The 23,048-nt window shown below is 71.3% G+C and carries 27 protein-coding genes and 1 tRNA gene; 13 read left to right on the forward strand and 15 right to left on the reverse strand.

Features of this window, described 5'->3' with window-relative positions; genetic code table 11:
* Positions 1 to 2 precede the first annotated feature (2 nt).
* From ACFFCA_RS02815 to ACFFCA_RS02825, 3 genes are read right to left on the reverse strand one after another with little or no spacing between them, the layout of a single operon-like run.
* On the reverse strand, positions 3 to 206 hold the full coding sequence (locus ACFFCA_RS02815) for a hypothetical protein (protein WP_375481604.1): 204 nt from the start codon (positions 204 to 206) through the stop codon (positions 3 to 5).
* Positions 207 to 237: 31 nt separating this feature from the next.
* Positions 238 to 477 carry a hypothetical protein gene (locus ACFFCA_RS02820; RefSeq protein WP_375481606.1) on the reverse strand — a complete coding sequence of 80 codons (240 nt, stop codon included), beginning with the start codon at positions 475 to 477 and terminating at the stop codon, positions 238 to 240.
* Between the two features lie 26 nt (positions 478 to 503).
* Positions 504 to 1,022 (reverse strand): YbaK/EbsC family protein, encoded by a 519-nt coding sequence (locus tag ACFFCA_RS02825; RefSeq protein WP_375481608.1) that lies wholly within the window; start codon positions 1,020 to 1,022, stop codon positions 504 to 506.
* An 86-nt stretch (positions 1,023 to 1,108) separates the two neighbouring features.
* On the opposite strand from ACFFCA_RS02825, the gene ACFFCA_RS02830 reads away from it, so the two are divergent.
* Positions 1,109 to 1,531, forward strand: coding sequence for a CoA-binding protein (locus ACFFCA_RS02830; RefSeq protein ID WP_375481610.1), 423 nt, complete (start codon positions 1,109 to 1,111; stop codon positions 1,529 to 1,531).
* 37 nt (positions 1,532 to 1,568) lie between these two features.
* On the opposite strand, the gene ACFFCA_RS02835 is transcribed toward ACFFCA_RS02830, so the two are convergent.
* Positions 1,569 to 2,174 (reverse strand): NADPH-dependent FMN reductase, encoded by a 606-nt coding sequence (locus ACFFCA_RS02835; protein WP_375481612.1) that lies wholly within the window; start codon positions 2,172 to 2,174, stop codon positions 1,569 to 1,571.
* A gap of 52 nt (positions 2,175 to 2,226) precedes the next feature.
* Between ACFFCA_RS02835 and ACFFCA_RS02840 the strand changes: the two genes are divergently transcribed.
* Positions 2,227 to 2,637 (forward strand): PPOX class F420-dependent oxidoreductase, encoded by a 411-nt coding sequence (locus ACFFCA_RS02840; RefSeq protein WP_375481614.1) that lies wholly within the window; start codon positions 2,227 to 2,229, stop codon positions 2,635 to 2,637.
* Between the two features lie 38 nt (positions 2,638 to 2,675).
* On the opposite strand, the gene ACFFCA_RS02845 is transcribed toward ACFFCA_RS02840, so the two are convergent.
* The 7 genes from ACFFCA_RS02845 to ACFFCA_RS02875 form a co-directional block, all read right to left on the reverse strand.
* Positions 2,676 to 2,963 carry an acylphosphatase gene (locus ACFFCA_RS02845; RefSeq protein WP_375481616.1) on the reverse strand — a complete coding sequence of 96 codons (288 nt, stop codon included), beginning with the start codon at positions 2,961 to 2,963 and terminating at the stop codon, positions 2,676 to 2,678.
* Positions 2,960 to 6,670, reverse strand: coding sequence for an alkaline phosphatase family protein (locus ACFFCA_RS02850; RefSeq protein ID WP_375481618.1), 3,711 nt, complete (start codon positions 6,668 to 6,670; stop codon positions 2,960 to 2,962). Before ACFFCA_RS02850 ends, ACFFCA_RS02845 begins: the two co-directional genes overlap by 4 nt.
* A gap of 143 nt (positions 6,671 to 6,813) precedes the next feature.
* Positions 6,814 to 7,053, reverse strand: coding sequence for a MoaD/ThiS family protein (locus ACFFCA_RS02855; RefSeq protein WP_375481620.1), 240 nt, complete (start codon positions 7,051 to 7,053; stop codon positions 6,814 to 6,816).
* A gap of 31 nt (positions 7,054 to 7,084) precedes the next feature.
* Positions 7,085 to 8,179 carry an ABC transporter ATP-binding protein gene (locus ACFFCA_RS02860; RefSeq protein ID WP_375481622.1) on the reverse strand — a complete coding sequence of 365 codons (1,095 nt, stop codon included), beginning with the start codon at positions 8,177 to 8,179 and terminating at the stop codon, positions 7,085 to 7,087.
* Positions 8,149 to 8,919: a molybdate ABC transporter permease subunit gene (gene modB, locus ACFFCA_RS02865; RefSeq protein WP_375481624.1), complete on the reverse strand. Its 771-nt coding sequence runs from the start codon at positions 8,917 to 8,919 to the stop codon at positions 8,149 to 8,151. Before modB ends, ACFFCA_RS02860 begins: the two co-directional genes overlap by 31 nt.
* Before the next feature lie 53 nt (positions 8,920 to 8,972).
* Positions 8,973 to 9,773 carry a molybdate ABC transporter substrate-binding protein gene (gene modA / locus ACFFCA_RS02870; protein ID WP_375481626.1) on the reverse strand — a complete coding sequence of 267 codons (801 nt, stop codon included), beginning with the start codon at positions 9,771 to 9,773 and terminating at the stop codon, positions 8,973 to 8,975.
* A gap of 14 nt (positions 9,774 to 9,787) precedes the next feature.
* Positions 9,788 to 10,189: a molybdopterin-binding protein gene (locus tag ACFFCA_RS02875; protein ID WP_375481628.1), complete on the reverse strand. Its 402-nt coding sequence runs from the start codon at positions 10,187 to 10,189 to the stop codon at positions 9,788 to 9,790.
* Between the two features lie 170 nt (positions 10,190 to 10,359).
* On the opposite strand from ACFFCA_RS02875, the gene ACFFCA_RS02880 reads away from it, so the two are divergent.
* Positions 10,360 to 10,433: transfer RNA gene (locus ACFFCA_RS02880), tRNA-Met, on the forward strand.
* 119 nt (positions 10,434 to 10,552) lie between these two features.
* Here ACFFCA_RS02880 and ACFFCA_RS02885 read toward each other — a convergent pair.
* The gene (locus ACFFCA_RS02885) at positions 10,553 to 11,578 is read right to left on the reverse strand and encodes a hypothetical protein (protein ID WP_375481630.1); all 1,026 of its coding nucleotides are present in this window, start codon (positions 11,576 to 11,578) and stop codon (positions 10,553 to 10,555) included.
* 60 nt (positions 11,579 to 11,638) lie between these two features.
* Positions 11,639 to 12,574: a family 43 glycosylhydrolase gene (locus tag ACFFCA_RS02890; protein WP_375481631.1), complete on the reverse strand. Its 936-nt coding sequence runs from the start codon at positions 12,572 to 12,574 to the stop codon at positions 11,639 to 11,641.
* 396 nt (positions 12,575 to 12,970) lie between these two features.
* On the opposite strand from ACFFCA_RS02890, the gene ACFFCA_RS02895 reads away from it, so the two are divergent.
* A complete protein-coding gene (locus tag ACFFCA_RS02895) occupies positions 12,971 to 14,089 on the forward strand; it encodes a 5-methyltetrahydropteroyltriglutamate--homocysteine S-methyltransferase (protein WP_375481633.1) in 1,119 nt (372 codons plus the stop codon).
* 46 nt (positions 14,090 to 14,135) lie between these two features.
* On the opposite strand, the gene ACFFCA_RS02900 is transcribed toward ACFFCA_RS02895, so the two are convergent.
* Positions 14,136 to 14,585, reverse strand: a complete 450-nt coding sequence (locus ACFFCA_RS02900) for a MarR family winged helix-turn-helix transcriptional regulator (RefSeq protein ID WP_375481635.1) — start codon at positions 14,583 to 14,585, stop codon at positions 14,136 to 14,138.
* 84 nt (positions 14,586 to 14,669) lie between these two features.
* On the opposite strand from ACFFCA_RS02900, the gene ACFFCA_RS02905 reads away from it, so the two are divergent.
* On the forward strand, positions 14,670 to 15,392 hold the full coding sequence (locus ACFFCA_RS02905) for an SDR family oxidoreductase (protein WP_375481637.1): 723 nt from the start codon (positions 14,670 to 14,672) through the stop codon (positions 15,390 to 15,392).
* A 22-nt stretch (positions 15,393 to 15,414) separates the two neighbouring features.
* On the opposite strand, the gene ACFFCA_RS02910 is transcribed toward ACFFCA_RS02905, so the two are convergent.
* Positions 15,415 to 16,611 (reverse strand): 4-hydroxybenzoate 3-monooxygenase, encoded by a 1,197-nt coding sequence (locus tag ACFFCA_RS02910; protein WP_375481639.1) that lies wholly within the window; start codon positions 16,609 to 16,611, stop codon positions 15,415 to 15,417.
* Between the two features lie 94 nt (positions 16,612 to 16,705).
* Here ACFFCA_RS02910 and ACFFCA_RS02915 point away from each other — a divergent pair, with 94 nt between their 5' ends.
* The 8 genes from ACFFCA_RS02915 (at position 16,706) to ACFFCA_RS02950 (ending at position 23,040) form a co-directional block, all read left to right on the forward strand.
* Entirely contained in the window at positions 16,706 to 17,467 is a 762-nt protein-coding gene (locus tag ACFFCA_RS02915) for an IclR family transcriptional regulator (RefSeq protein ID WP_375481641.1), read from the forward strand.
* Between the two features lie 59 nt (positions 17,468 to 17,526).
* Positions 17,527 to 18,303: a protocatechuate 3,4-dioxygenase subunit beta gene (pcaH, locus tag ACFFCA_RS02920; protein ID WP_375481643.1), complete on the forward strand. Its 777-nt coding sequence runs from the start codon at positions 17,527 to 17,529 to the stop codon at positions 18,301 to 18,303.
* Positions 18,300 to 18,887, forward strand: coding sequence for a protocatechuate 3,4-dioxygenase subunit alpha (pcaG, locus tag ACFFCA_RS02925; protein WP_375481644.1), 588 nt, complete (start codon positions 18,300 to 18,302; stop codon positions 18,885 to 18,887). Before pcaH ends, pcaG begins: the two co-directional genes overlap by 4 nt.
* Before the next feature lie 4 nt (positions 18,888 to 18,891).
* Positions 18,892 to 20,106, forward strand: a complete 1,215-nt coding sequence (locus ACFFCA_RS02930; RefSeq protein WP_375481646.1) for a lyase family protein — start codon at positions 18,892 to 18,894, stop codon at positions 20,104 to 20,106.
* Entirely contained in the window at positions 20,103 to 21,302 is a 1,200-nt protein-coding gene (gene pcaC / locus ACFFCA_RS02935; RefSeq protein ID WP_375481648.1) for a 4-carboxymuconolactone decarboxylase, read from the forward strand. The genes ACFFCA_RS02930 and pcaC overlap by 4 nt, the downstream gene beginning before the upstream one ends.
* Positions 21,299 to 21,991, forward strand: a complete 693-nt coding sequence (locus ACFFCA_RS02940; RefSeq protein WP_375481650.1) for a 3-oxoacid CoA-transferase subunit A — start codon at positions 21,299 to 21,301, stop codon at positions 21,989 to 21,991. The genes pcaC and ACFFCA_RS02940 overlap by 4 nt, the downstream gene beginning before the upstream one ends.
* On the forward strand, positions 21,988 to 22,659 hold the full coding sequence (locus tag ACFFCA_RS02945; protein WP_375481651.1) for a 3-oxoacid CoA-transferase subunit B: 672 nt from the start codon (positions 21,988 to 21,990) through the stop codon (positions 22,657 to 22,659). Before ACFFCA_RS02940 ends, ACFFCA_RS02945 begins: the two co-directional genes overlap by 4 nt.
* A 63-nt stretch (positions 22,660 to 22,722) precedes the next feature.
* The gene (locus ACFFCA_RS02950) at positions 22,723 to 23,040 is read left to right on the forward strand and encodes an STAS domain-containing protein (RefSeq protein WP_375481653.1); all 318 of its coding nucleotides are present in this window, start codon (positions 22,723 to 22,725) and stop codon (positions 23,038 to 23,040) included.
* Positions 23,041 to 23,048: the final 8 nt, after the last annotated feature.

Genomic DNA, 23,048 nt, shown 5'->3' on the forward strand with positions numbered 1-23,048 from the left:
CGTTACTCGCCCGGGCCGTACTGGCCGGACCGGATGTCGTCGTCGCCGCCGAACGGCTCGACCGCGGGTTCGCCCTCGTCGGCGTCCAGCGGCTCGCCGGTGTCACCGGGCAGGTCGTCGACGGACGCGTCGTCGACGGACCCACTGCCGGCGGGATCGGCGCCGGCGGGATCGTCGTGCCGGCCGGGGTTCTCGGGTGCGCTCATGCCTGAAGGACTACCCAGGTGGGCCGACCGTCTAGTCCTGGGCGTCGCGGAACAGCTCCAGATGCCCGCACTGCTGACAGCACTGCGCGACGACCTGAAACCGAGCGCGGGACGACGCGTGCTTGACGCCGCCCATCATGCCCAGCTCGAGTTCACCCTCGTACCACCGCTCGTAGGTACCGCGGTCATCCGGTCCGGAACTGCCGAGGTAGCCCGGCGCGAAAGCGGTCCCGCCGCACTGGCCACACGTGATGGTTCGGGGTGCACTCATGACACCGTGTCTATCAGCCGGGTCTATCAGCCGGCGAGGCCCTCGATCACCTCAGCGCCGGGCAGCCCGGCCAGCACGTCGGGGGCCAGCGCGATCTTGGAGCGTCGCAGTCCACTGCCGATGACCACGGAGCTACGGGTCAGCACCGCGGCGTCGATCAGTACCGGCCAGTCGGGCGGCAGGCCGATCGGCGTGATCCCGCCGTACTCCATGCCGGTGAGGGCGACCGCGTCGTCCATCGCGGCGAACGACGCCTTGCGGGCGTCGAGGCGCTTGCGCACCACGCCGTTGACGTCGGCGCGGGTCGTGGCCAGCACCACGCAGGCCGCGTAGCGCGTGACCTCACCACGACGACCGGCGATGATCACGCAGTTGGCCGAGTCGGCGAGCTCCACGCCGTACCGGGCGCAGAATTCGGCGGTGTCGGCCAGATCGGGGTCGATGGACGCCGCGAAAGCGGTCAGGCCGCCCAGCGCCGCGGCCACGGGTTCGGCGACGAGGTCAGGGCCGGCGGGCGCCCAGTCGAGAGTCCCGGGTCCGTTCACGCCTCACTCCGTTCGGCCGCCCGTGGGCGCCATGCCGCCTGCTCGCTCCGCAAGCGTTGCTCACGGACAAACGTATCGTGGCCGGTATGGACACCGACACGAAGGTCGAGCAGATCCTGCGGCGCTACGACACCATCACCGTGGTCGGGGCGAGCGACGACCCCGCGAAACCCGCCCACTACGTTCCGGAGCACATGATCGAGCACGGGTGGCGGATCGTCCCGGTCAACCCCCGCGGCGGCGAGATCCTCGGGCTGCCGGCCTACCCGACCCTGGCGGAAGTACCGGAACAGGTCGGGCTGGTCGACGTGTTCCGCCCGTCCGAGCACACGCCCGACGTCGCCCGGCAGGCGGTGGCGGCGGGCGCCACGGCGCTGTGGCTGCAGCTGCACATCACCTCCGACGAGGCGCGCACCATCGCCGAGGACGCCGGCCTGCTCTACGTCGAGAACCGGTGCCTTATCGTCGAGCAGCGCCGGCTCGGCCTGAACGCGCCCAGCGCCGCGTGACCCGGACCGCCTGACCTCTCCGTTGTGACACGCCGTGTCACGACCTCGGCCACGCGCCACGACGCCAGCCGACGAACTCGACGAGCTGGCCGGCGAGGATGCCGAGCGCGCCGTCGACGCGCTCGTCGAAGTGCCCGTGCTCGTCGGGTCGCTGCTCGGCCGAGTTCACGGTGACACCGAAGGGCGTGGGCCAGCCGCGCAGGGCGTGGATCGCCGAGCGCACCGACACCAGGGCCGCCCCGGCCGCCTGCCAGCCACCCGCCGAGACGATCACGCCCACGGCACGCCCGTCGAGATAGGGCCGGTCGTCGGTACGCAGCTCCTCGAGGTGGTCGATGGCGTTCTTGACCAGCCCGGACATGCCACCGTGGTAACCCGGCGTTGCGATGATCACCGCGTCGGCACGTCGTACCGCGTCCACGACACGGTCCGCGAGGTCGTTGTGCGCCGACGTGGCTGTCGCTCCGTAGATGGGCAGCGTGCTGAGCTCGTCGCCGCTGAAGACCTCCGTGCGCGTGCCGAGGTCGGCGGCCTTGGCCAGGCAGGCGAGCATCAGCTGGTTGGTCACGGAGCTGGTGCCGGGTGAGCCGCCCAGCCCCACGACGAGCGGCAGCTCCACGCCCGGTGCACTCTCGCCATTCATCGCCACCACTCTAGGGTCGGGACGAGGGCACACCCGCAACCGGGAGGACGACATGGACGCCGACGAGGCTCGCACATTCCTGCGCTCGAACCATCGCGCGGTGCTCGCAACCGTGCGCCAGGACGGCCGGCCCGCCATGTCGCCGGTCGTGGCCGCCGTCGACGGCCAGGGGCGGGTCGTCGTCTCCACCCGCGAGACGGCGATGAAGGTCAAACACGTCCGGCGTGACCCGCACGTGTCGATGTGCGCCTTCGGTGACGGGTTTTTCGGTCAGTGGGTCCAGGTCGAGGGCACCGCCGAGATCGTCGAGCTGCCCGAGGCGATGGACCTGCTCGTCGCCTACTACCGCGACATCTCGGGTGAGCACCCCGACTGGGACGACTACCGGGCCGCCATGCAACGCGAGCGCCGGGTGGTCATCCGCTTCGCGATCGAGCGGGCGGGGCCGAACGTCTCGGGCTGACCGCCCGCTCAGCGCTGCCTGTTGACCGTTGGCGGCGATCAGCCGGCGGTGAAGCCGTGCAGGTCGTCGCCGGCCTCGGACCACTGCTCGGACACCTCGTACACGCGGCCCGGGGTGTGGCCTCCTCGCAACGCGGCCAGCAGCTGCTCGCACGCGGTACGTGGCCCCTCCGCGACCACCTCGACGCGACCGTCGGACAGGTTGCTCGCCCGGCCGGTCAGGTCGAGCGACGTCGCGGTGCGGCGGGTCCAGTCGCGGAAGCCCACGCCCTGCACGTGCCCCTGCACCAACGCCAGGAGGCGCACCCGCGTCGTCTCGTCGCTCACCCCTGCCGGATCCGTCCGTCCGTCGTGTACGTGAACGGTGTCGGCAAGGCGGCGACGTAGTCGAGCAGCGGCTGCAGCTCGGCCTCCGGCCGCTGCACGATGTTGCTCGCCTTCTCCAGCACCGTGAACCCGTCCCCGCCGCCGACCATGAACGAGTTGGCCGTGCCGGTGAACGAGGCCGAGGTGTCGTTCGGGATGGGGTGCGAGTTGTCACCCGCCTTGCCGAGCCACACGCCGGTGATGTGCCCGCTGCCCTGCGTGCCCGTGTAGGTGAAGTGCAGCCCGGCCACCTGCATGATGCCGCCGGTGCCCGCCGCGAGCTGCTGGTTCAGCAGCGCCCACACCTGGGTTCCGGTCAGCGAGAACGTGTCCACGTAGTCGTCCTGGAACGGCTGCATCGTGAACAGGTCGCCGTAGGTGACCGGACCGGCAAGCAGTCCGGCCCGCACGCTGCCCGTGTTGACGAAGGCCAGCTGCGTCTTGGCGAACGCCTGCTGCGAGTCGGCGATCAGGTCACCGGCCGGCGACTCCCCTGCCGCGGTCTGACCGCCTTCCCGCTGCGACGGCACGTCAGCGGCCGCCGTGTTGATCACCTTCTGGGTGACCGGGTTCGTGGCCTTCACGGCGGCGTCGACCACCTTCTGCACCGCGGGGTCGGGCGTGACGGTCGCCCCTGCTGGGTCCGTCGACGCCGGCGGGTCGGTGTTCCAGACCGGCTGCACCGAACCCCACGCAGCAGCGATGGTGCCGGCCTTCGCGTTGAGGAGCAGGTGTACGTCGTCGTAGGCGCGGGTGAACGACGACGCCTGAATGACCAGCGCGTGCCCGACCCGGGTGTCGATGACGGTGTGGCTGTGCCCGCTGATCACCAGCTTGACGGCCGGGTCCAGGGCGGCGGCGATGTCGTGGATGCGGTCATTCACAGTGCCCACCGGGTAGCTGCTCTGCGTCCCGCCCTCGTGCACCACGACGACGAAGGAGTGGACGCCCTTCTTCTGCAGGGCCTTCACGTACTTGTTGACCGCCGTGGCCTCGTCGACGAAGTGGACGCCGTCGGTGCCGCCGGTCGTGACGATCGACGGGGTGGTGATGGTGGTGGCACCGATGAACGCCACCCGCACGCCGCCGACCTTCTTGATCGCGTACGGCGGCAGCAGCGGCTTGCCCGTGCTGTTGCTGATGACGTTGGCGTCGACGACCGGGTAGTTCGCCCCGGCGAACGTGGTCTTGGGGTCGACCGTGGACGTCCCGCCCTGCACCTGCTTCAAAAGCTCGGGCACGCCGCGGTCGAACTCGTGGTTGCCGAGGGTGCCCACGTCGATGCCCATCAAGTTCAGCGCGTCGAGGGTCGGCTTGTCGCGCAGCAGGGCCGATTCGGGCGGGCTCGCGCCGACCATGTCGCCGGCCTGCACCGTCACGGTGTTCTTCTCGGTGCTGCGGGCCTGCGTCAGGTACGTGGCGAGTGTCGCGATGCCACCGGCCGAGTCCTTCACACCGGTGTAGGGGTCGGTGTAGGAGAGCCCCTTGCCGGTGATGTTCCCGTGCACGTCGTTGATGCCGAGCACCTGACCGGTGCGGTACTTGCCACCGCCCTTCAGGACGGACGTCAGCACCGAGCCCTGCGCCTGCAGCGGCGGGTCGAAGCCACCGAGCACCGCCAGCGTCGGCGCGAGGTCCACCGCGCGCACGCCCCGCACCGACGGCACGTGCCTGACGTCCGGGCCGCCGGCCACGAACGTCGCGTGCATGTTGACGTTGTGGGCCAGGTCGACGTCGTCGGGCAGGTACCCGTGCTGGCCGAAGAACAGCGACGGCGCGACGGGCGTGCCCGTGGTGGCGCCGTCGAACTCGTACGGCACCTTCGACACCACGACGACGTCGCCGGTGCGGGTCGGGTTGAGCGAGTCGCTGCCCTCGACGTTCGCCATCTGGGCCTTGGTGAACACGGCCTCGACGATGGACTTGCCGGTCGTCGGGTCCTTGAGGTTCTTGTACGCGGCGACGATCTTGTTCACGGTCGCGGTGTACTGCGACGGGTCGAGCACGCCGTCCGGCGAGCGACCCTTCACGCTCAGGTAGATCTGGGCCGTGCCTCCGGCCTCGCACGACTTGGCGATCGTGGTGCCGGTGCTCGCCGGACGGCAGTTGCCGGTCTGCTCGACGTCCTGCAGCCCGAGCTGCTTGAGCGGCAGCGCCGAGTCGATGGCGTACCACTGCGGTGCGAAGCCGTGGTCGCTGCTGGCCAGGATGTCGGCGTCCGAGCCGATCAGCGAGCGGACGAGGCCGAGCCGGTCGTCGGCCGAGTGGTAGGCGCCGCGGATGTAGCCGAGCCGTTGCGCGGTGCGGTGGTCACGCGCGCCGGCACCTGCGACACGGTCGTAGTAGGGGTTTCGGGTGCCGTCCGGCGCCTTGGGCGTGATCAGGCCCAGCATCTGGTGGCTGACCTCGTCGGTCTGGTCGGTGCCGGCCAGCAGCACGTCGGTGTCGGGCTGCAGGGTCTTCAGGACGTAGTCGAAGACGGCGTGGTCGTAGGCCTGGTTGAGGTCGACGGTCTGCTGGTACCAGGTGTCCTCGTCGATCAGGCCCGCCTCGACGGGGGCGAAGTCGCCGAACACGGCGGGCGGCAGGTGGTCGGCGATGTACTTGGCCAGCGGGTCCTCGCCGGTCGCGCCGGTGGGCAGCTTGGCGCAGGCGGCCGTGGCGCAGTGGGCGTTCGGCCGGGTGAGTGAGGTGAAGTACAGGCCGAACCGCGACAGGTCCTTCGCCATCGTCATGATCTTGACGTAGAAGCCGGTGCTCTCGCCGGCGGCGGTGCCGGTGAGGCCGTCGGCACCGGTGAGCTTGATAGCGCTGTACCGGCCGGGCACGAGCGTGCCGACCGACTTCGCGCCGTCCTTGCCGGCCCCGGACGGCACGACGATCACGCGGTTGTAGGCCGTCCCGTTCGTCGAGTACGCGTACAGGTCGAAGACGCGGTCGGGGTTGACGGCCGTCGACGTCGAGGCGACGGTCAGCGTGGTCTGCTGCGGGGCCAACGAGCCGGTGGGCACGTTCGTCCAGCCGTTCGCCGGCGTGAACGACGCCGTCTCGTAGGCGAGTCCGAACTTCGCCGCGGACGCCTGCTTCGTCGCGTTCTGCGGGTACTCGAGGACGCCGCGCTTGGAGTAATTGGTGTCGTAGTCGACGGTGGGGCCGTTGATGTTGGCGTTCAGGCCACCCGTCCACTCCAGCTGGGCGACCTTCTTGCCGGCCAGCTCGGCCGACGAGGCGACGGACTGCGCCTCGAGCACGCTCGTCGGGTCGGTGCCGGGGCCCGAGCCGTTGCCGTGGAAGGAGAACGAGGTCGAGCTCGTGAACGGCTGCCGGGTGTCGTAGAAGGTGTTGTTGGTGCTGCCGTGCACGCCCGGGTAGGCGCCGGTGGCCAGCGTGTACCAGCCCTGGCCGGTGTTGGGCGGGAAGCCCTGGGTCAGCCCGTTGTCGCCGGTGGCACCGGTCCGCATCAGGCTGTCGTAGGTGGGCATGGAGCCGCCCTGGGCGAACAGCTGCATCAGGTCCGGGCGCATGCCGTCGGAGCTGAACATGACCACCGGGTGGTGCTTCGCGACTGCCGGGGCCGCATCGGCGGGCGTCGCGACGGCGACGGCCCCGGCAGTGACTCCCAGGAGCAAGGTGGACGACAACAGACCGGCGAGACGGCGACGCAGCACGGGCAGATCCCTACGAATGGTGACAAGTGGGCAGCCGTGTCAGCCTGGCCTGCGCGCTGGGCGTCGTCAATGAGCCGGCGGTGAACGTCGCGTGTCGTGTCGGACCGCCCGCGCTCATCCCCCGTGCGCCGATCCCCCTGTGGTCACCCCCCGGCGAAGGGCGGCAGCACATCGACCTCGGCGTCGTCGCGCAGGGGCGTGTCGTCCGGGGCCTGCACCCCGTCGACGAGGAACGCCGCGACCTCGCTGACCGCGGCCAGGGCCGGCCGGGCCCGCAGTGCCGCTCGCAGGTCGGCGAGGGTGTCGACCTCGAAGGGTTCCTGCGCGCGGCCGGCGGCGCGCTTCGCCCCGGCCCAGTAGCGGACGGTGACGCGCGCGGGCATCCGTCCAGCGTGCCAGATCGGCCGTCCGCGCTCAGGGCGCCGGGTAGACGGTGACGTCGGTCGCCTTCGCCGACAGCCAGACCTCCTGGCCCGGGGCGAGCGCCAGCTCGGCCAGGGTCGCCGCGGTGAGGTCCACCGCGGCCGGCGGGGCGCCGTCGACGCCGAGCCGCACCCGGTCGCCCAGCGGAGCCAGGGTGGCGACCGTGCCGTTCCAGACGTTGCGTGCGCTGGTGTCGGTCGGGCGCGCGCGATGCACCGTGATGGCGGACGGTCGGACCGCCGCCAGCACCCGGCCGTCGTGGGCGTCGGACGCGACCAGCGTGCCGCCGTCGTCGAGCGAGACCCGTCCGGCCGACGCCTGCCCCACGTAGAGGTTCATCCCCACGAGCCTGGCGACGTACGGCGTCACCGGCCGGCTGGTGATCTCGGCCGGTGAGCCCTGCTGCACGAACCGACCGCGTTCGAGGACGACGATGCGGGTGGCCAGCAGCAGGGCCTCGATCGGGTCGTGGGTGACGAGCAGCGTCGGCCCGGCGAAGGCGCCGAGGTGCTCGCGCAGCTCGCCCTGGACCTCGGCGCGGGTCTGCACGTCGAGCGCGGCCAGCGGTTCGTCGAGCAGCAACACCCGTGGCTCGCCGGCGAGGGCGCGGGCGAGCGCCACGCGCTGGGCCTGACCTCCCGAGAGCTCGCGGGGACGGCGACGCGCCAGCTCCGACAGGCCGAGGCGGTCGAGCCAGGCCTGCGCCGCCGTGCGCGACGTCGTGGCGCGTTCGCCGCGGGACCGCGGCCCGAACGCGACGTTGTCGAGCACGCGCAGGTGCGGGAACAGGCGGTGGTCCTGGAACACGACGCCCACGCGGCGGCGCTGCGGGTCGACGAAGCGGCGCCCGTCGTCCAGCACCGTTCCGTCCAACCGCACCTCGCCGGTGTCGAGCGACAACAGCCCCGCCACGATGCGCAGCAGGGTGGACTTGCCCGCACCGTTCGGCCCCAGGACGGCAACGACCTCCCCCGGCTCGGCCCCCACCGCGAGCTCGAGGTCGAACGCACCGCGCCGGACCCGGCCGTCGACCAGCAGTCCCGCGCCTCCGTCCGTCATGTTGCGGTCGCGATCGGGCGCAGCCACCGGTCGCGCATCACCCCGAGCACGATCAGCGCCACCGCGATGAGCGGCAGGCTGAGCGCGGGCGCGTCCGACGGCTGGTCGCTGAACACGCTGAGCACCAGGGTGGGCAAGGTCTGGCTGATGCCGGGTCGGTTACCGCCGATGAGCAGCGTGGCGCCGAACTCCCCGAGGGCCCGCGCCCAGCACAGCACCGCCCCGGCCAGGATCGACGGCAGCACCATCGGCAGGGTCACCCGCAGGAAGATCCGGGAGCGGCCGGCTCCGAGCGTGGCCGCTGCCTCCTCCAGACCGCGGTCGGCCGTGCGGAACGCGCCCTCGACCGTGACGACCAGGAAGGGCATGGCGACGAAGGTCTGGGCGACGACGACCGAGACGTAGGTGAACGGCAGGTCCTGGCCGAACACGGCGCGGATGAACCCGCCGAGCATGCCCTTGCGCCCGAACGCGTTGAACAGCGCGACGCCGCCGATCACCGGCGGCAGCACCAGCGGCACGGTCACCACCGCCCGCACGATGCCCATGCCGGGCACCCGGAGGCGGGCGAGCACCCAGGCCAGCGGGACGCCGACGAGCAGGGCGACGGCGGTGGCTTCGAGCGACGATTCGATGGACAGGCGCAGGGCCGTCCAGACCCCTTGGTGACGGTAGATCGAGCCGAGCCGGCGCCACGGCGTGCGTACGAGCAGGCCGACCGTGGGCAGCAGCAGGAACAGCACCGCCAGGACGGCGGGCGGAACCACGATCAGCGGCGTACCGAGCCCGCCCGCGGCCCGGGCACGCGCCCGGGCCCGGCTCACGGGTTGCTGAAGCCGTCCGCGGTGAGCACCTTCTTGCCGGTCGCGGACAGCACGTACGCCACGAACGCGGACGCGAGCGCCGCGTTCTTGGCCGACTTCAACGTCGCGATGGGGTACTCGGTGCTGGCGTTGACGCTGCTCGGGATGGTGACGCCTTTGACCTTCGCGCCGGCCGCCCGCACGTCGGTGACGTACACGAGGCCGGCGTCGACCTCCCCGGACTGCACGATGGCAAGGGTCGACTTGACGTCCTTCTCGCGCGCCACCGGGTTGACCTTGATCTTGGCGTTCGTGAAGACCTTGGCGGCGACCACACCGCACGGCACGGCCGGGTCGCAGACCGCGACCTTGACTCCCGACTTGGCGAGATCGTTCACCGAGCTGACCTTGCCGGGGTTCGACGGCGGCACCGCGATCTCGAGGGTGTTGCTGACGAAGTTGGTCGGGTTCTGCGCGGCCGACCCGAGCGAGGTCATGTTCTTCGTCGAGGCCGAGGCGAACACGTCGACCGGCGCGCCCTGGCTGATCTGCGTGGACAGGTCGGAACTGGCCCCGTAGGTGGTCTTGACCGTGGTGCCCGGGTGGGCGGCCTGGAACTGCTTGCTCAGCGTGCCGAAGGCCTCGGTGAGCGACGCGGCGGCGTACACGGTGATGCTGCCCGAGAGAGCGGTGCTCGACGACCCGGAGCCGGACGCGGCGGCGCTCGCCGGGGCGGACGACTTCCCACCGCTCCCGCTGGACGAGCACCCGGCCACCAGCAGGAGCACCGCGGACAACCCCAGGACGACACGCTTCATGCTCACTCGACCTCTCACGATTTCGGAACCTCGACGACGACGTTGGTGGACTTGACCGACGCGACTGCGGTAACCCCAGGTTCGAGGCCCAGTTCGTCGGCGGCCTCGCGGCTCATCAGCGACACGACCCGGAACGGCCCGCACTGCACCTCGACCTGGGCCATGACACCGTCGCGCAGCACGCGCGTGACGAGCCCGACGAAGCGGTTCCGGGCGGACTCGCGGTCGATGGGGCCGACCTCGGGGACGGGGGTGGCGGTGGCGCGGGCGAACTCGGCGAGGTCCGCACCGTCGACCACGCGGCGGCCTGCGCTGTCGGTGGACGTGGCGACCCGGCCGCTGTCGGCCCACCGTCGCAGCGAGTCGTCGCTGACGCCGAGCAGCTCGGCCGCGTCCCGGATGCGATAGCTCGGCATGCGGCGACCTTACCCGCAGACCACCGCAGGTGCGCCTGCACGTGGCACGAGTGGACGCAGCTGCGCCCGTAGCACGCGGTGGTCGACCAGCACCGCCCGCCGCGACGGGAGGCGTGCGTCGGGGCGCATTTGGAGCAGGCGACCCGGATCAGTAGAGTGGGTTTCACCGACGCGGGGTGGAGCAGCTCGGTAGCTCGCTGGGCTCATAACCCAGAGGTCGCAGGTTCAAATCCTGCCCCCGCTACAAATCACGCGTCAGCAGAGTTCGAGATCAGCCCCGCCCGTTCCCGGTGCGGGGCTGATGTCGTCAGGGAGCGTCGTACTCGAAGCGCCGACCGCTGCGGGCACCGTCGCGGTCGACGTTCAGCGGATGACGGCTCGCACGTGCAGCCGGCGTCCGGTCTCGACGCGCCACGTGGTGCCGCCGTCGGAGCTGTAGGACTCCTGTCCGAGCGCCGCGGGACCGTCGTCGGAGTAGGCGACTCCGTAACAGCCGGTGCCGGTCGTGGACGAAAGGATCACCGCCAACTGCTCGCCGCGGTGCACGCGGACGTGGGCGGGTAGCCCGAGCCACGACGGCGACCAGCTCACCTGCGGCGCAGTCACCGCGCGGGTCGCCAACGTCCGGCCGGGTGTCCCGTCGGGCTGCAGGCGGACCAGGCGGAGAGTCAGCGGCTGGTCGGGCTGACCGGTCGTGTTCTGGTCGGCGGGGCGGGCCTGGAACAAGGTGGCGTCGACGCCGCGGAGGACGCCGCCGCGGGTGGCAGTGAAGCTCTGCATGCGCTCGACGGTGCCGCCGATGTCGCAGTAGGAGTGGAACCCGGGATCGGTGGCGGGCCGCACCGGGCCACCGGTCGGCAGAGCCACCCGGTAGGTACTGGCGCACGTCAACGGTCGGATCGCCCCGTCGGCGGTGAACCGCAGCGGTTCCCAGTAGGTGGTGGCCGGCGATTGGTTGTGTACGCCGTTGTTCCACCGGTCGGAGGTGTACAGGTAGAGCGGGCCGTTCGGACCGGACAGGGTCGCGACGTCGTCGGGCTGCCCGCCGCACGACGTTGCCGAGATCGACGTGCCCTTGACGATCGGGGCCGGACGGGCCCACTGGTTCAGGTCGCCGGAGAAGTCGTCGGACAGCAGCACCTGGCCGTCCGGCGCGGTGACCCTAACGTTGTCGAACCGGGCGCTCTCGCCGTCACTGTCACCTTCCCGGAAGCCGACCCGCCCGGCACCGAAGGTGGAGTCAGACGTGCTGTCCACGAGGACGCCGTTGATCGTGGTACGGATCGTCGACCCGGATGCGGTGGTGGCGACGTGGTAGGTATCGCCGCCGACGATCGGGAACGGCGTGGGCACGACCGTGGTGCTGACGACCTGCCCGTTCTCGTACACGAGTTTGGTCAGGCTGCCCGACGTCGCACCCGGGTAGGGGTAGTTGCCGAGCAGCCACGCCTAGCCGGTTCCGGTGCCGTCGGCCCGGAACACCCACCCGGCCTGGGCGTACGTGCCGCCGTCACCCGTCTGCAGGGGGGTGGTGTCGAAGCTCATCGTGTAGTCGGTCCAGTCCGGACCGGCCTTGCTGAGCCCGATGTCGCCGCCGTTCACCGTGAGTCCACCGTCCGCCACCCGCCAGATGTCCGGGGTGGTGCCGGAGCCGGTCCACGGGCCGAGCGGGGAGCTCGCGGTCAGGTAGGAGGTACCGGTACCGCCGCAGTAACCACAGTTGGGGTCGGAGTAGGTGAGGTAATACCGGGCACCCCGCCGGAACAGGCCCGGGGCCTCCGTACTGCGGGTGTTGAGGCGGACGAAGCGTCCGGTGCCGGACGTGTAGGTCCGGTCCAGTTGCTCCACCACCAGGTCACCCCCGCCGATCCAGTCGGTGTAGGCGAGGTAGGCCGTCCCGTCGTGGTCGACGAACAGGTTCTCGTCGCCGTTGTCGGCCCCGGTCGGCGACGCCGCTTTGTTGATGGCCAGCGTCGGCTTCGGCGCCTCGACGAACGGCCCGGTGGGACGGGCGGCGGTGAACACGTGATAGTCGACGGTGTTGTCGTAGCTGTTGAACCACAGCACGTAGCGACGGGTGTGGGCGTTGTAGACCACGTGCGGCCGGAAGCAGCCGTAGGTCGATCCGTTGCATGCCTGCTGCCAGGCCGGCGTGTGGGCGTCGAACAACGCGCCCCGGTCCGTCCAGCGGCTCAAGTCAGTCGAGGAGTAGACGCGGAACCCGCAGAACGGCGAACCCGGCCCCTGCCAGGTGAACCCGCAGCCGTAGGAGGTGCCGTACAGGTAGTAGGTGTCGCCGAAGCGCACCGTTCCACCGTCGTGGGCGTCGATGGCGTTGCCCGCTGTGTCGAAACGCAGGGTCGCTCCGGCTGCGTCGCCGTCCACGATCGTCGTGGTCGGCGAGTGACCACGCAACGATACAGCACCGACGGGTCGTGGGCTCGCCCCCGCCGCGCTGACGCCGACCAGCAACCCGCACAGGACGGTCAGTATGACGACGACAGCACACGTGGTGCGGCCCGACCGAATTCGTTTCACGCAACGTCTCCTCGTCCGAACGATCTCGTCCGACAATTCGCGCTACGCGCCCACCTCAACAAGAAATGGGTCGAAAGTTGGCCTCAATCGGTCAACCTGGGCGACGAGGCCGGTCGGACGTCCGAGGGGACCGGAGGTTCACGGGTGGCGTGGACGGACGCTCCTGACCTCTCGATCGGGGTAGGACGTCCCGTGCGAGACGTGTTGCACAACGACCCGACCGACCCGTACCGAGGGAGAGCGATGACCCCGCGCACGACACCGCCGTTCCGTGCCGACCACGTCGGCAGCCTGCTGCGCCCGCAGGGCCTGCTCGACGCGCGCGAGCAGCACCGGCAAGGCCACCTCGACGCCGACGGTCTGCGCGCCGTCGAGGACGACGCCATCCGCGAGGTCGTGCAGCAGCAGGAGGCCGTGGGCCTGCAGACCGCCACGGACGGCGAGTTCCGTCGCACGTCGTGGCACATGGACTTCATCTACGCGCTGCAGGGCGTGTCCCGCACCGACGAGATGATCAAGGTGCACATGCGCAACACCGCCGGGGACAACGACTTCACCTCGGCCGCGCTGCGGGTGGACGGCAAGCTTGGTATCGACGGCCCGATCTTCGGCGACGCGTTCCGTTTCCTGCAGTCGACCGTCACCACCGGCACGCCGAAACTGACCATCCCGTCGCCGAGCATGGTGCACTACCGCGGCGGCCCGGCCTCGCTCGACCCCGCGGTCTACCCCGACGAGGACGCGTTCTGGGACGACCTGTCCGCCGCCTATGCCGACCAGGTGCGTGAGATCGCGGCTCTGGGCTGCACCTACCTGCAGCTCGACGACACGAGCCTGGCCTATCTGAACGACCCGGCGCAACGCGCCGAGATCGCGGCGCAGGGCCGCGACGCCGAGCACCAGCACGAGCGCTACATCCGCCAGATCAACGCGGCACTGGCCGGTCGGCCCGACGGCCTCGCGGTGACGACGCACATGTGCCGCGGCAACTACCGCTCCTCGTGGGCGGCGGAGGGTGGTTACGACTTCGTCGCCGAGGCCCTGTTCACGCAGCTCGACGTCGACGGGTTCTTCCTCGAGTACGACGACGCCCGCTCCGGCACGTTCGAGCCGCTGCGGTTCGTCCCGCCGGACAAGTTCGTGGTGCTGGGGTTGGTGACCTCCAAGTCACCGGTGCTCGAGTCCAAGGCCGACCTGAAGCGGCGCATCGACGACGCGGCGCGCTACGTCCCGCTCGAGCAGCTGTGCCTGTCACCGCAGTGCGGCTTCTCCTCGACGGTGGAGGGCAACGACCTCACCCGCGACGAGCAGTTCGCCAAGCTGGCGTTGATCGTCGAGGTCGCCCAGGAGGTCTGGGGCTGAGCCCGGGCTCAGTCCCGCATCGGGGTGCCGGACCGTCGGGGCGAGGTCAGGCACTCCACCCGGGATGCTCGTCCAGTACCTGATCGAGCAGCAACCTGAGCTGCTCGCGCTCACGGGTCCCGAGTCGCGCGAGCAGCGACTCCTGAACCAGGTCGGCACGTTCCTGCAGCTCGTCCAGGTAGCGCCTGCCCCGTGCACGGAGGACGACGCGGTTACGCCGTGAATCGGCCGGATCCGGTACCCGCTGCACGTTCGCGTCGGCCTCCAAGCGGGTGACGACCACGCTCACGTCGTTGCGGTCGAGACCCAGTCGACGGCCGAGGTCGGCCTGACTCATCGTGCCGAACTCGTCGAGCGCTGCAAGGACCGCGAAGTCCGTTCGTGCCGACAGTGGCATCTGTTGCGCGGTCAGCCGCGTCCCGACCGTCGCAACCTTGTTGGCCTGCCAGCTCAGCAACGCTCGTAGACGGGCCGGCGGTCTCGCGGGTTCGGGCACCAGGCCATCTTACGTTGGGACGACCAACAATCAAGCGTACGTTGGTGTCACCAACGCAAGTTACCCGACGGACGAGGAAGCCCTGTGACGAACAACCTGCTGGTATTGCAAGGACATCGCGTCGTCGTCCCCGGCGGAACCGGTGGCGTGGGCGAGGGCGTGGTCCGCCAACTGCTCGCCACCGGCGCCGAGGTTCTCGTGCCGACCCGGAGCGCCGGGCGCAGCGCCGAACTCCGCAACGCCCTCGGTCCCGTCGAGGACGACCGTCTGCACCTGTTCGAACACGACTACACGACCTTCGCCGGCGCCGTCGAGCTCGCCGGCGAGATCGAGCGCCGTCTCGGCCAGGTCGACTCGGTGGTCGCGCCCATCGGCGGCTGGTGGGCAGGCGGACCGCTGGCCGAGATGAGCGAAACCGACTGGGCCGAGGCGTTCATCGGTCTCGCGACCGCCCACGCGGCCGTCCTGCGCGCGTTCCTCCCGCGCCTGGGCGCCGGCGGCGCGTACATCCTGGTTGTCGGCGACTCGGCCCTGCAACCCGTTCCCGGCAGCGGCCTGGTCAGCATGGAGCAGGCCGCGATCCTGATGATGCAGCGTGTCGTTGCCGCCGAATACGCCGAACAACGCCGCGTCTTCGCATTTCTGCTCGGTCAGGTGGCTACGCGCGCCGGCAACGACGGACAGATCACCGCCGACCAGGTCGGAACCGTCGCCACCGCCGCGTTGCAGGGCGTCGCCGGCAGCCGCACCGTCCCCGTCCACGACGACCGTGAGCTCGAGAGCGCGCTCGCGCTGCTTCGCGGCTGATCAGGCACGTCCGCGGCACGCGTCACGTGTCGCGCGGCCATCCCGTGTACCCCTCGGCGAGGTAGGTCGAGCCGGCCCGCGAGCCGACGACGCTGCGCAGCTCGCCGAGCTGGCGACCGCGGTCGAAAGCGGTGCCGCCCGGGACGGTGTGCAGCATCGACGTCATCCAGTAGGAGAAATGCTGCGCCGCCCACACCCGAGCCTGGGCGCGGGGGCCGTAGGCGTCGAGGGCCGCGTCGTCGTTCGTGCGCAACGCCTGCTCCAGGACCTCGGCGAGAACGCGCACGTCGGCCAGCGCCAGGTTCAGACCCTTGGCGCCCGTGGGCGGCACGGTGTGCGCGGCGTCGCCGGCCAGGAGCAGGTTGCCGAACCGCATCGGCTCGCACACCGAGCTGCGGAAGCGGAGCACCGCCTTGTCGGTGATCGGGCCTTCGTTGAGCTCGAACCCGTCCTCGCCCGCCACCCGGGCCTGCAGCTCGGACCAGATGCGGTCCTCGCTCCAGGCGTCGACGTCCTCGTCGGGGTCGCACTCGAAGTACATCCGCTGCACGGTCGGCGTGCGCTGCGAGATCAGCGCGAACCCGCGCGGCGAGTTGGTGTAGACCAGCTCCGGGTAACTGGGCGGCGCCTCGCAGAGGATGCCGAACCAGGCGAACGGGTACTTGCGCGTGAACTGCCGGCGCTGCTGCTCGGGGATCGCCTGACGGCACATGCTGTGCGACCCGTCGGCGCCGATGACGACACGCGCCCGGACCTCGCGAGCGTCGCCGCCGGCATCGGTGAACGCGATACCGGGCCGGTCACCGGTCGGATCCAGCAACCGGGTGTCGGTGACGCCGAAGCGCACGTCACCGCCGTCGCTCCCGCGCCTCGCCGCGAGGTCGACGAACACGTCGGTCTGCGGGTACAGCCAGACCGACGCGTCGACCAGCTCGCGGAAGTCGACGGGGTGGTGCCGGCCGTCGAAGCGCAGCGAGATGCCGTCGTGACGCTCGCCCTCGCGCAGCACCCGGTCGGACACGCCGGACTCGGTCAGCAGCCGCACGCTGTCGGCCTCGAGGATGCCGGCCCGGGCGGTCCGCTCGATGTCGAGCCGGGTTCGGTTGTCGACCACCGTCGACTCGATCCCGGCCACGTGCAGCAGGTGCGACAGCATCAACCCGGCCGGACCACCGCCGACGATCGCCACCTGGGTCGTTTCCACTGCGGGCGTTGCCATGCCAGGACGCTAGCCATCCCGCGTCCGGCCGGTCGACCGGTTCCTGCCGCTCAGTGGGATCATCGATCCGGCGGGCGAGCCGAGGAGGCGGGGCGTGGCGGGCAACGCAACGGAGCCGGGACGCACGGTGCTCTCCCGCGCCGTCGCGGTGCTGGACGCGTTCGACGAGTCCCACCGGAGCCTGACCGCGACGGAGATCGCGGCCCGGGCGACGCTGCCGCTGTCCACCGCGCACCGCCTGATCGGCGAGCTCGTGGCCGTCGACGTGCTGGCCCGTACCGGCGACCGGTACGTCGTCGGCCGGCGCCTCTGGACGCTGGGACTGCTCGCCCCGGTGCAGACCGGCCTGCGGGACGTTGCGGCACCGTTCCTGCAGGACATCTACGCGGCGACCCGGGCCACCGTCCAGCTCGCGGTGCGCGACGGCCACCACGCGCTCTACGTCGACCGGATCGCCGGCAACTCCTCGGTGGCGGTGTTGAACACCCCGGGCGGGCGGCTGCCGCTGCACACGACCGGGGTCGGCAAGGTCCTGCTCGCCCACGCCCCGACCGAGGTCCGCAACGAGGTGCTGCGGTCGCTGACCCGGGTCACCGCCCATTCGGTCACCCACGTCGGCCGCATGCGCGATCAGCTGCGCCGGGTGCGTGAGCAGGGGTACGCCACGACATCGGAGGAGATGTCACTCGGCGCGAGCTCGATCGCCGTTCCCGTCGTGCGGGGGCCGCACGGCGACGGTCCGGTCGTCGCTGCGCTCGGGCTGGTCGTGCCGGAGCTCGGGCGGCACCGCCCGCGTCTGCTGTCGGCGTTGCTGGTTGCGGCGCGCGGCATCGGTCGGAGCCTGGTCGACCCGTGATCCCGCTCAGCAGGAGCCGGGTGTCGCCGGACGGCGCCCGGGAAACTAGGTTTCTGGCCATGGCGAGCACCAGCACGACGACCTCGGGTGGCGCGGTCGCCACCCAGGCCGCGATCAATGCCGAGATCGGCGAGCTGGCCGGCCGGACCGACGGCCCGCAGCCGGCCCTGGACTACCCGCCGTACCGCAGCAGCGCACTGCGTCACCCGACACGTCCCCTCGTCACCGCCGATCCCGAGGGCGTCGAGTTGTGGGCTCCGGTGTTCGGGCACCGCGACGTAGCCGACGACGAGGCGGACCTGACCGTGCAGCACGCGGGGCCGCCGCTGGGTGAGCGGATGATCGTGACGGGGCGGGTGCTCACGGGCGACGGAAGGCCCGTGGCGAACCAGCTCGTGGAGATCTGGCAGGCCAACGCCGCGGGCCGCTACGCCCACCAGCGCGACCAGCACCCGGCTCCCCTGGACCCCAACTTCACCGGTGCCGGGCGTGCCATCACCGGGCCCGACGGCAGCTACAGCTTCGTCACCGTCAAGCCCGGCCCCTATCCCTGGCGCAACCACGCCAACGCGTGGCGACCGGCGCACATCCACTTCTCGCTGTTCGGTACCGACTTCACCGAACGGTTGATCACCCAGATGTACTTCCCCGGCGACCCGCTGTTCCCGTTCGACCCGATCTTCAACTCCGTCACCGATCCACGGTCGCGCGAGCGCATGATCGCGACGTACGACCACGACGTGACCCGCGAGGAATGGTGCACCGGTTACCGGTGGGACATCGTCCTGACCGGCAGCGCACGCACCTGGACCGAGCCGGAGGACGAGTCACGATGACGATCCCCACGCCGGGTCAGACCATCGGCCCGTTCTTCGGCTACGCCCTGCCCTACGCCGGCGGGCCGGACCTCGTGCCGCCGGCCACGGCGGGTGCGATCCGGCTGCACGGGCGGGTGCTCGACGGCGCCGGCGACCCGGTACCGGACGCCGTGCTGGAGATCTGGCAGCCGGACGCCGCAGGCCGTCCCGTGGCGGAACCGGGTTCGCTGCGTCGTGACGGCTGGACGTTCACCGGGTGGGGTCGCGCGGCCACGGCCGCCGACGGCACCTACTCGTTCTCGACGGTGCGGCCGGGCGCGGTCGACGGCGGCGCGCCGTTCTTCGCGGTCGTCGTGTTCGCCCGAGGCCTGCTGGACCGACTGTTCACCCGCGCCTACCTGCCCGACGACGAGGCGGCCCTCACCGCCGATCCGCTGCTGGCGGCGTTGCCCGCGGATCGCCGCCCGACACTCGTCACCACCGCCGACGACCAGGGGTACCGCTTCGACGTGGTGCTGCAGGGCGAGCACGAGACGGTGTTCCTGGACCACGCGGCGTCGAATCCACTGCCGCCGGACCGTTCCGGCGGCGGCGGCCGGTGACCCGGTGAGCACGCTCTTCTGGCCCGGCGACCACCGCGCGGGTGAGCTGTTCTCCGACCGGTCGCTCGTCGAGACGTTGGTCGCCGTCGAGCGGGCCTGGCTGGCCGCCCTCGTCGACACCGAGATCGCGCCGGCGTCGGCCCACGACGAGCTGGCCGACCTGGTCGACGCGACCGACCTGCCGTTGCTGACCGAACGGTCCGAGGCCAGCGGCAACCCGGTCCTGCCGGTGCTCGAGCTGCTCCGCGGCCGCCTCACGTCACGCAACGCCGACGCCGCACGCTGGCTCCACAAGGGTTTGACCAGCCAGGACGTGCTCGACACGGCTCTGGTCCTGCTCACCCGGGACACCCGCGGGGAGTTGCGCCGCGCGCTCGCCACCCAGCTCGCGGCGCTGGTGCACCTCGTCGACGAGCACCGTCACGTGGCGATGGCCGGCCGCACCCTGGGCCGGCCGGCCGTGCCCATCACCGTCGGGGCCAAGGTGTCGGGTTGGACGCAGGGCCTGCTCGACGCGGCGGACGCGCTCGACGCCCTCGTGCTGCCCGTGCAGTTCGGCGGTGCGGCGGGCAACCGGTCGGGCGCGGCGACACTCGCGTCCGACGCCGGCACCACGCCGTCGCTGCTGGCCGAGGCCTTCGCCCGTCGGCTCGCCCTGGTCCCGGGCCCACCCTGGCAGACGGCCCGCGCCCCGGTCACCGCGATCGCCGACGCCCTGGTGGGGGTGACCACCGCCTGCGGACGCATCGCCAATGACGTGCTCACGCTGTCCCGTCCCGAGATCGGAGAGTTGACCGAAGCGGCCGCCGACGGTCGCGGCCGGTCGTCGACCATGCCGCAGAAGTCGAACCCGGTGCTCTCGATCCTGATCCGACGTGCCGCGCTGACCGCTCCCGCTTTGGGGTCCCTGGTGCACCTCGCCGCAGCGGATGTACGCGACGAGCGGCCGGACGGCGCGTGGCACGTCGAGTGGCAGCCGTTGCAGCTGCTGGCCCGGCACGCGCTCGCCGCCGCGTCCCAGGCGGCCGAGCTGCTGATCGGGCTGGACATCGACGCGGCGGCCGCGGCGAGGAACCTCGCCGCCGCGCGTCCCGGCATCGACGCCGAGCGCGGCTCGCTGGGCGTGGACGTCACCGACGACGCAGTGGTCGGTGACGACGACGAGCTGATCGACACCGCGCTGGCTCGCGCTCGCGCCTGGCTCGGAGCGCCGGCATGACCCCGCACATCACGATCGTGCGCCTGTCGACGGCCGGCCCCGGCCGCCCGCTGCTCGTGCTCGGGCCGTCCCTGGGCACGTCTGTCGCGTCGTTGTGGGGACGCTGCGCCGCAGAGCTCGCCGACCGGTTCGAGATCGTCGGCTGGGAGCTGCCCGGGCACGGCAGGGGAACACCGAGCAGCGGCCCGTTCTCGGTCGGCGACGTCGCGTCCGGCGTCGTGGCGGCGGTCGACGCCGCGTACGGGCCGGCTGCCGACTTCGCCTACTCCGGCGACTCGTTCGGCGGAGCCGTCGGGCTCGCGCTCCTGCTCGAGCACGGCGCCCGGGTGCGGTCGGCGACGCTGGCCTGCACCGCTGCCCGCATCGGCACACCCGAATCGTGGCTCGAGCGGGCGGCGACGGTCCGGCAGGGGGGCACGTCAGTCCTGGTCGAGCCGTCAGCCGGCCGCTGGTTCGGCCCCGGCTTCGCCGCCCGCGAGCCGGCCCTCAGCAGCGGTCTGCTGGACGCGCTCGCGGCGACGGACGACGAGAGTTACGCCGCGGCGTGCGAGGCCCTGGCCTCGTTCGACGTGCGTGACCGGCTCGGCGGCATCGCCACACCCTGCACCCTCGTCGGCGGCACCCATGACCAGGTCACGCCGATGCGCGGTCTGCACGAGATCGCGTCCGCGGTCGACGGCGCGCGCGTGGTCGAGCTGCCCGTCGCCCATCTGGCCCCGGCCGAGGACCCGGTCACCGTCGCCGCGCTCATCGCCGCCGGCGACCTCGCCGCGGTCGGCGCGTCCGGTACCGCGGCGCAGGCACGTGCCGCCGGCCTGCAGATGCGGCGCGCCGTCGCCGGCGACGCCTGGGTCGACCGCGCGATCGCGAACGCCACCCCGTTCACCCGCGAGTTCCAGGACCTCATCACGCAGTACGCCTGGGGCACCATCTGGACCCGTCCGGGGCTCGACCGCCGCAGCCGGTCGATCATCACCCTCACGGCGTTGGTCGCCCGGGGACATCACGACGAGCTGGCCATGCACGTGCGCGGCGCGCTCACCAACGGGCTCTCCCGCGACGAGATCAAGGAAGTGCTCCTGCAGACGGCGATCTACTGCGGCGTGCCCGACGCCAACACGGCGTTCCGGGTCGCGTCCGCCGTGCTCGCCGAGATCGACGAGGCTGGCGCGAACGAGGACGGCGGGACACCATGAGTGCCGAGATCCATGACGACGTCGACGCCGCGTTGGCGGGCGTCGCGGACGGCTCCACCGTCCTCGTCGGCGGCTTCGGGCTCGCCGGCATGCCGTTCGACCTGATCGAGGCGCTGATCCGGCAGGGCGCGAAGGAGCTGACCATCGTGTCGAACAACGCAGGCAACGGCGAGGTCGGCATCGCCGCGCTGCTGGCCGCGGGCCGCGTCCGCAAGGTCGTCTGCTCGTTCCCGCGACAGAGCGACTCCTACGTGTTCGACGAGCTCTACCGCTCCGGACGGGTCGAGCTCGAGGTCGTCCCGCAGGGGAACCTCGCCGAGCGCATCCGCGCCGCCGGAGCGGGGATCGGCGCGTTCTTCTGCCCCACGGGAGTCGGGACGCCGCTGACCGAGGGCAAGGAGACGCGCGTCATCGACGGGCGCGAGTACGCACTGGAGTACCCCATCCGCGGCGATGTCGCGTTGATCGCGGCCCACCGCAGCGACCGGATGGGCAATCTCGTGTACCGCAAGACGGCCCGGAACTTCGGGCCGGTCATGGCCACCGCCGCCACCACCGTCGTGGTCCAGGTGTCCGAAATCGTCGACACCGGCCTGCTGGACCCGGAGGCCGTCGTGACGCCCGGCATCTTCGTCGACCGGGTCGTGCAGGCCGAGGCCCGGCAGCTGTCCGTCCGAGGTGCTCGGTGAGCACGGGTCGGGCGCTCCCTGCCACCGAGCACGTCGACCGCCGGACGTTGACGGGCGCAGAGCTCGCGCAGCGCGTCGCCGCCGACATACCCCGCGGCGCCTACGTCAACCTCGGCATCGGTCAACCGACGGGCGTGGCCGACCATCTGGCGCCCGATGCAGGCGTCGTGCTGCACACCGAGAACGGGATGCTGGGCATGGGCCCGGCCGCGACCGGCGACGCGGTCGACACCGACCTCACCAACGCCGGCAAGGTCCCGGTGACCGAGCTGCCGGGGGCCGCGTACTTCCACCACGCCGACAGCTTCGCGATGATGCGTGGCGGCCACCTCGACGTGTGTGTGCTCGGCGCGTTCCAGGTCTCGTTCCGCGGCGACCTCGCGAACTGGCACACGGGCGCCGAGGGGGCGATCCCTGCGGTCGGCGGGGCGATGGATCTTGCCATCGGCGCGAGATCCGTCTACGTCATGATGACGTTGTTCGCGAAGGACGGTTCGCCCAAGCTGGTGGACAGGTGTTCCTACCCGCTCACCGGGGTGGGCTGCGTCGATCGCGTCTACACCGATCACGGTGTGTTCACGACGGGCCCTGACGGCGTCTCGATTGTCGAGACCTACGGTTCGACCGCTGCCGAGCTGCAGGGGCGGCTCGGGCTCCCCGCCGTCTGACCGACACAGCACCGCACCACTCGCCCCTGCTCCGAGAGACCCGACTTTGGGTAGAGGTTGCGCATGAAGGTGACCACGCAGGACGAAGGTGCCCACGCCCTGCTCACCGCGTCCGGCGAGCTCGACGTCGAGACCGCGTACGACGTCTACCTCACCGCTCTGAGCCAGGCCCAGGCCGGCTTCTCCGCCGTCGTCCTGGACTTGTCCGAGGTCACGTTCATCGACTCGGTCGGATTGGGCATGCTGGTGCGTGCCCGGGACGACCTGGCCCGGGACCGCACCTCGCAGTTGCGGCTACGCAACCCCAGTGACCGCGTACGTCGGATGCTCGAGCTGACTGCGCTGCTCGACCAGTTCGTGATCGACGACACCGACGTCTGACCGGCGCC

Source organism: uncultured Jatrophihabitans sp. (genome assembly GCF_964252635.1).
Lineage (GTDB): Bacteria > Actinomycetota > Actinomycetes > Mycobacteriales > Jatrophihabitantaceae > Jatrophihabitans.

Coding starts and splice junctions, on each gene's coding strand:
- pcaH (WP_375481643.1), top strand. CDS start 17,527: ATGGCGAGCACCAGCACGACGACCTCGGGTGGCGCGGTCGCCACCCAG.
- ACFFCA_RS02855 (WP_375481620.1), bottom strand. CDS start 7,053: ATGCCCGCGCGCGTCACCGTCCGCTACTGGGCCGGGGCGAAGCGCGCC.
- ACFFCA_RS02835 (WP_375481612.1), bottom strand. CDS start 2,174: ATGAATGGCGAGAGTGCACCGGGCGTGGAGCTGCCGCTCGTCGTGGGG.
- ACFFCA_RS02830 (WP_375481610.1), top strand. CDS start 1,109: ATGGACACCGACACGAAGGTCGAGCAGATCCTGCGGCGCTACGACACC.
- ACFFCA_RS02895 (WP_375481633.1), top strand. CDS start 12,971: ATGACCCCGCGCACGACACCGCCGTTCCGTGCCGACCACGTCGGCAGC.
- ACFFCA_RS02875 (WP_375481628.1), bottom strand. CDS start 10,189: ATGCCGAGCTATCGCATCCGGGACGCGGCCGAGCTGCTCGGCGTCAGC.
- modA (WP_375481626.1), bottom strand. CDS start 9,773: ATGAAGCGTGTCGTCCTGGGGTTGTCCGCGGTGCTCCTGCTGGTGGCC.
- ACFFCA_RS02820 (WP_375481606.1), bottom strand. CDS start 477: ATGAGTGCACCCCGAACCATCACGTGTGGCCAGTGCGGCGGGACCGCT.
- ACFFCA_RS02840 (WP_375481614.1), top strand. CDS start 2,227: ATGGACGCCGACGAGGCTCGCACATTCCTGCGCTCGAACCATCGCGCG.
- ACFFCA_RS02950 (WP_375481653.1), top strand. CDS start 22,723: ATGAAGGTGACCACGCAGGACGAAGGTGCCCACGCCCTGCTCACCGCG.
- ACFFCA_RS02815 (WP_375481604.1), bottom strand. CDS start 206: ATGAGCGCACCCGAGAACCCCGGCCGGCACGACGATCCCGCCGGCGCC.
- ACFFCA_RS02910 (WP_375481639.1), bottom strand. CDS start 16,611: ATGGCAACGCCCGCAGTGGAAACGACCCAGGTGGCGATCGTCGGCGGT.
- ACFFCA_RS02940 (WP_375481650.1), top strand. CDS start 21,299: ATGAGTGCCGAGATCCATGACGACGTCGACGCCGCGTTGGCGGGCGTC.
- pcaC (WP_375481648.1), top strand. CDS start 20,103: ATGACCCCGCACATCACGATCGTGCGCCTGTCGACGGCCGGCCCCGGC.
- pcaG (WP_375481644.1), top strand. CDS start 18,300: ATGACGATCCCCACGCCGGGTCAGACCATCGGCCCGTTCTTCGGCTAC.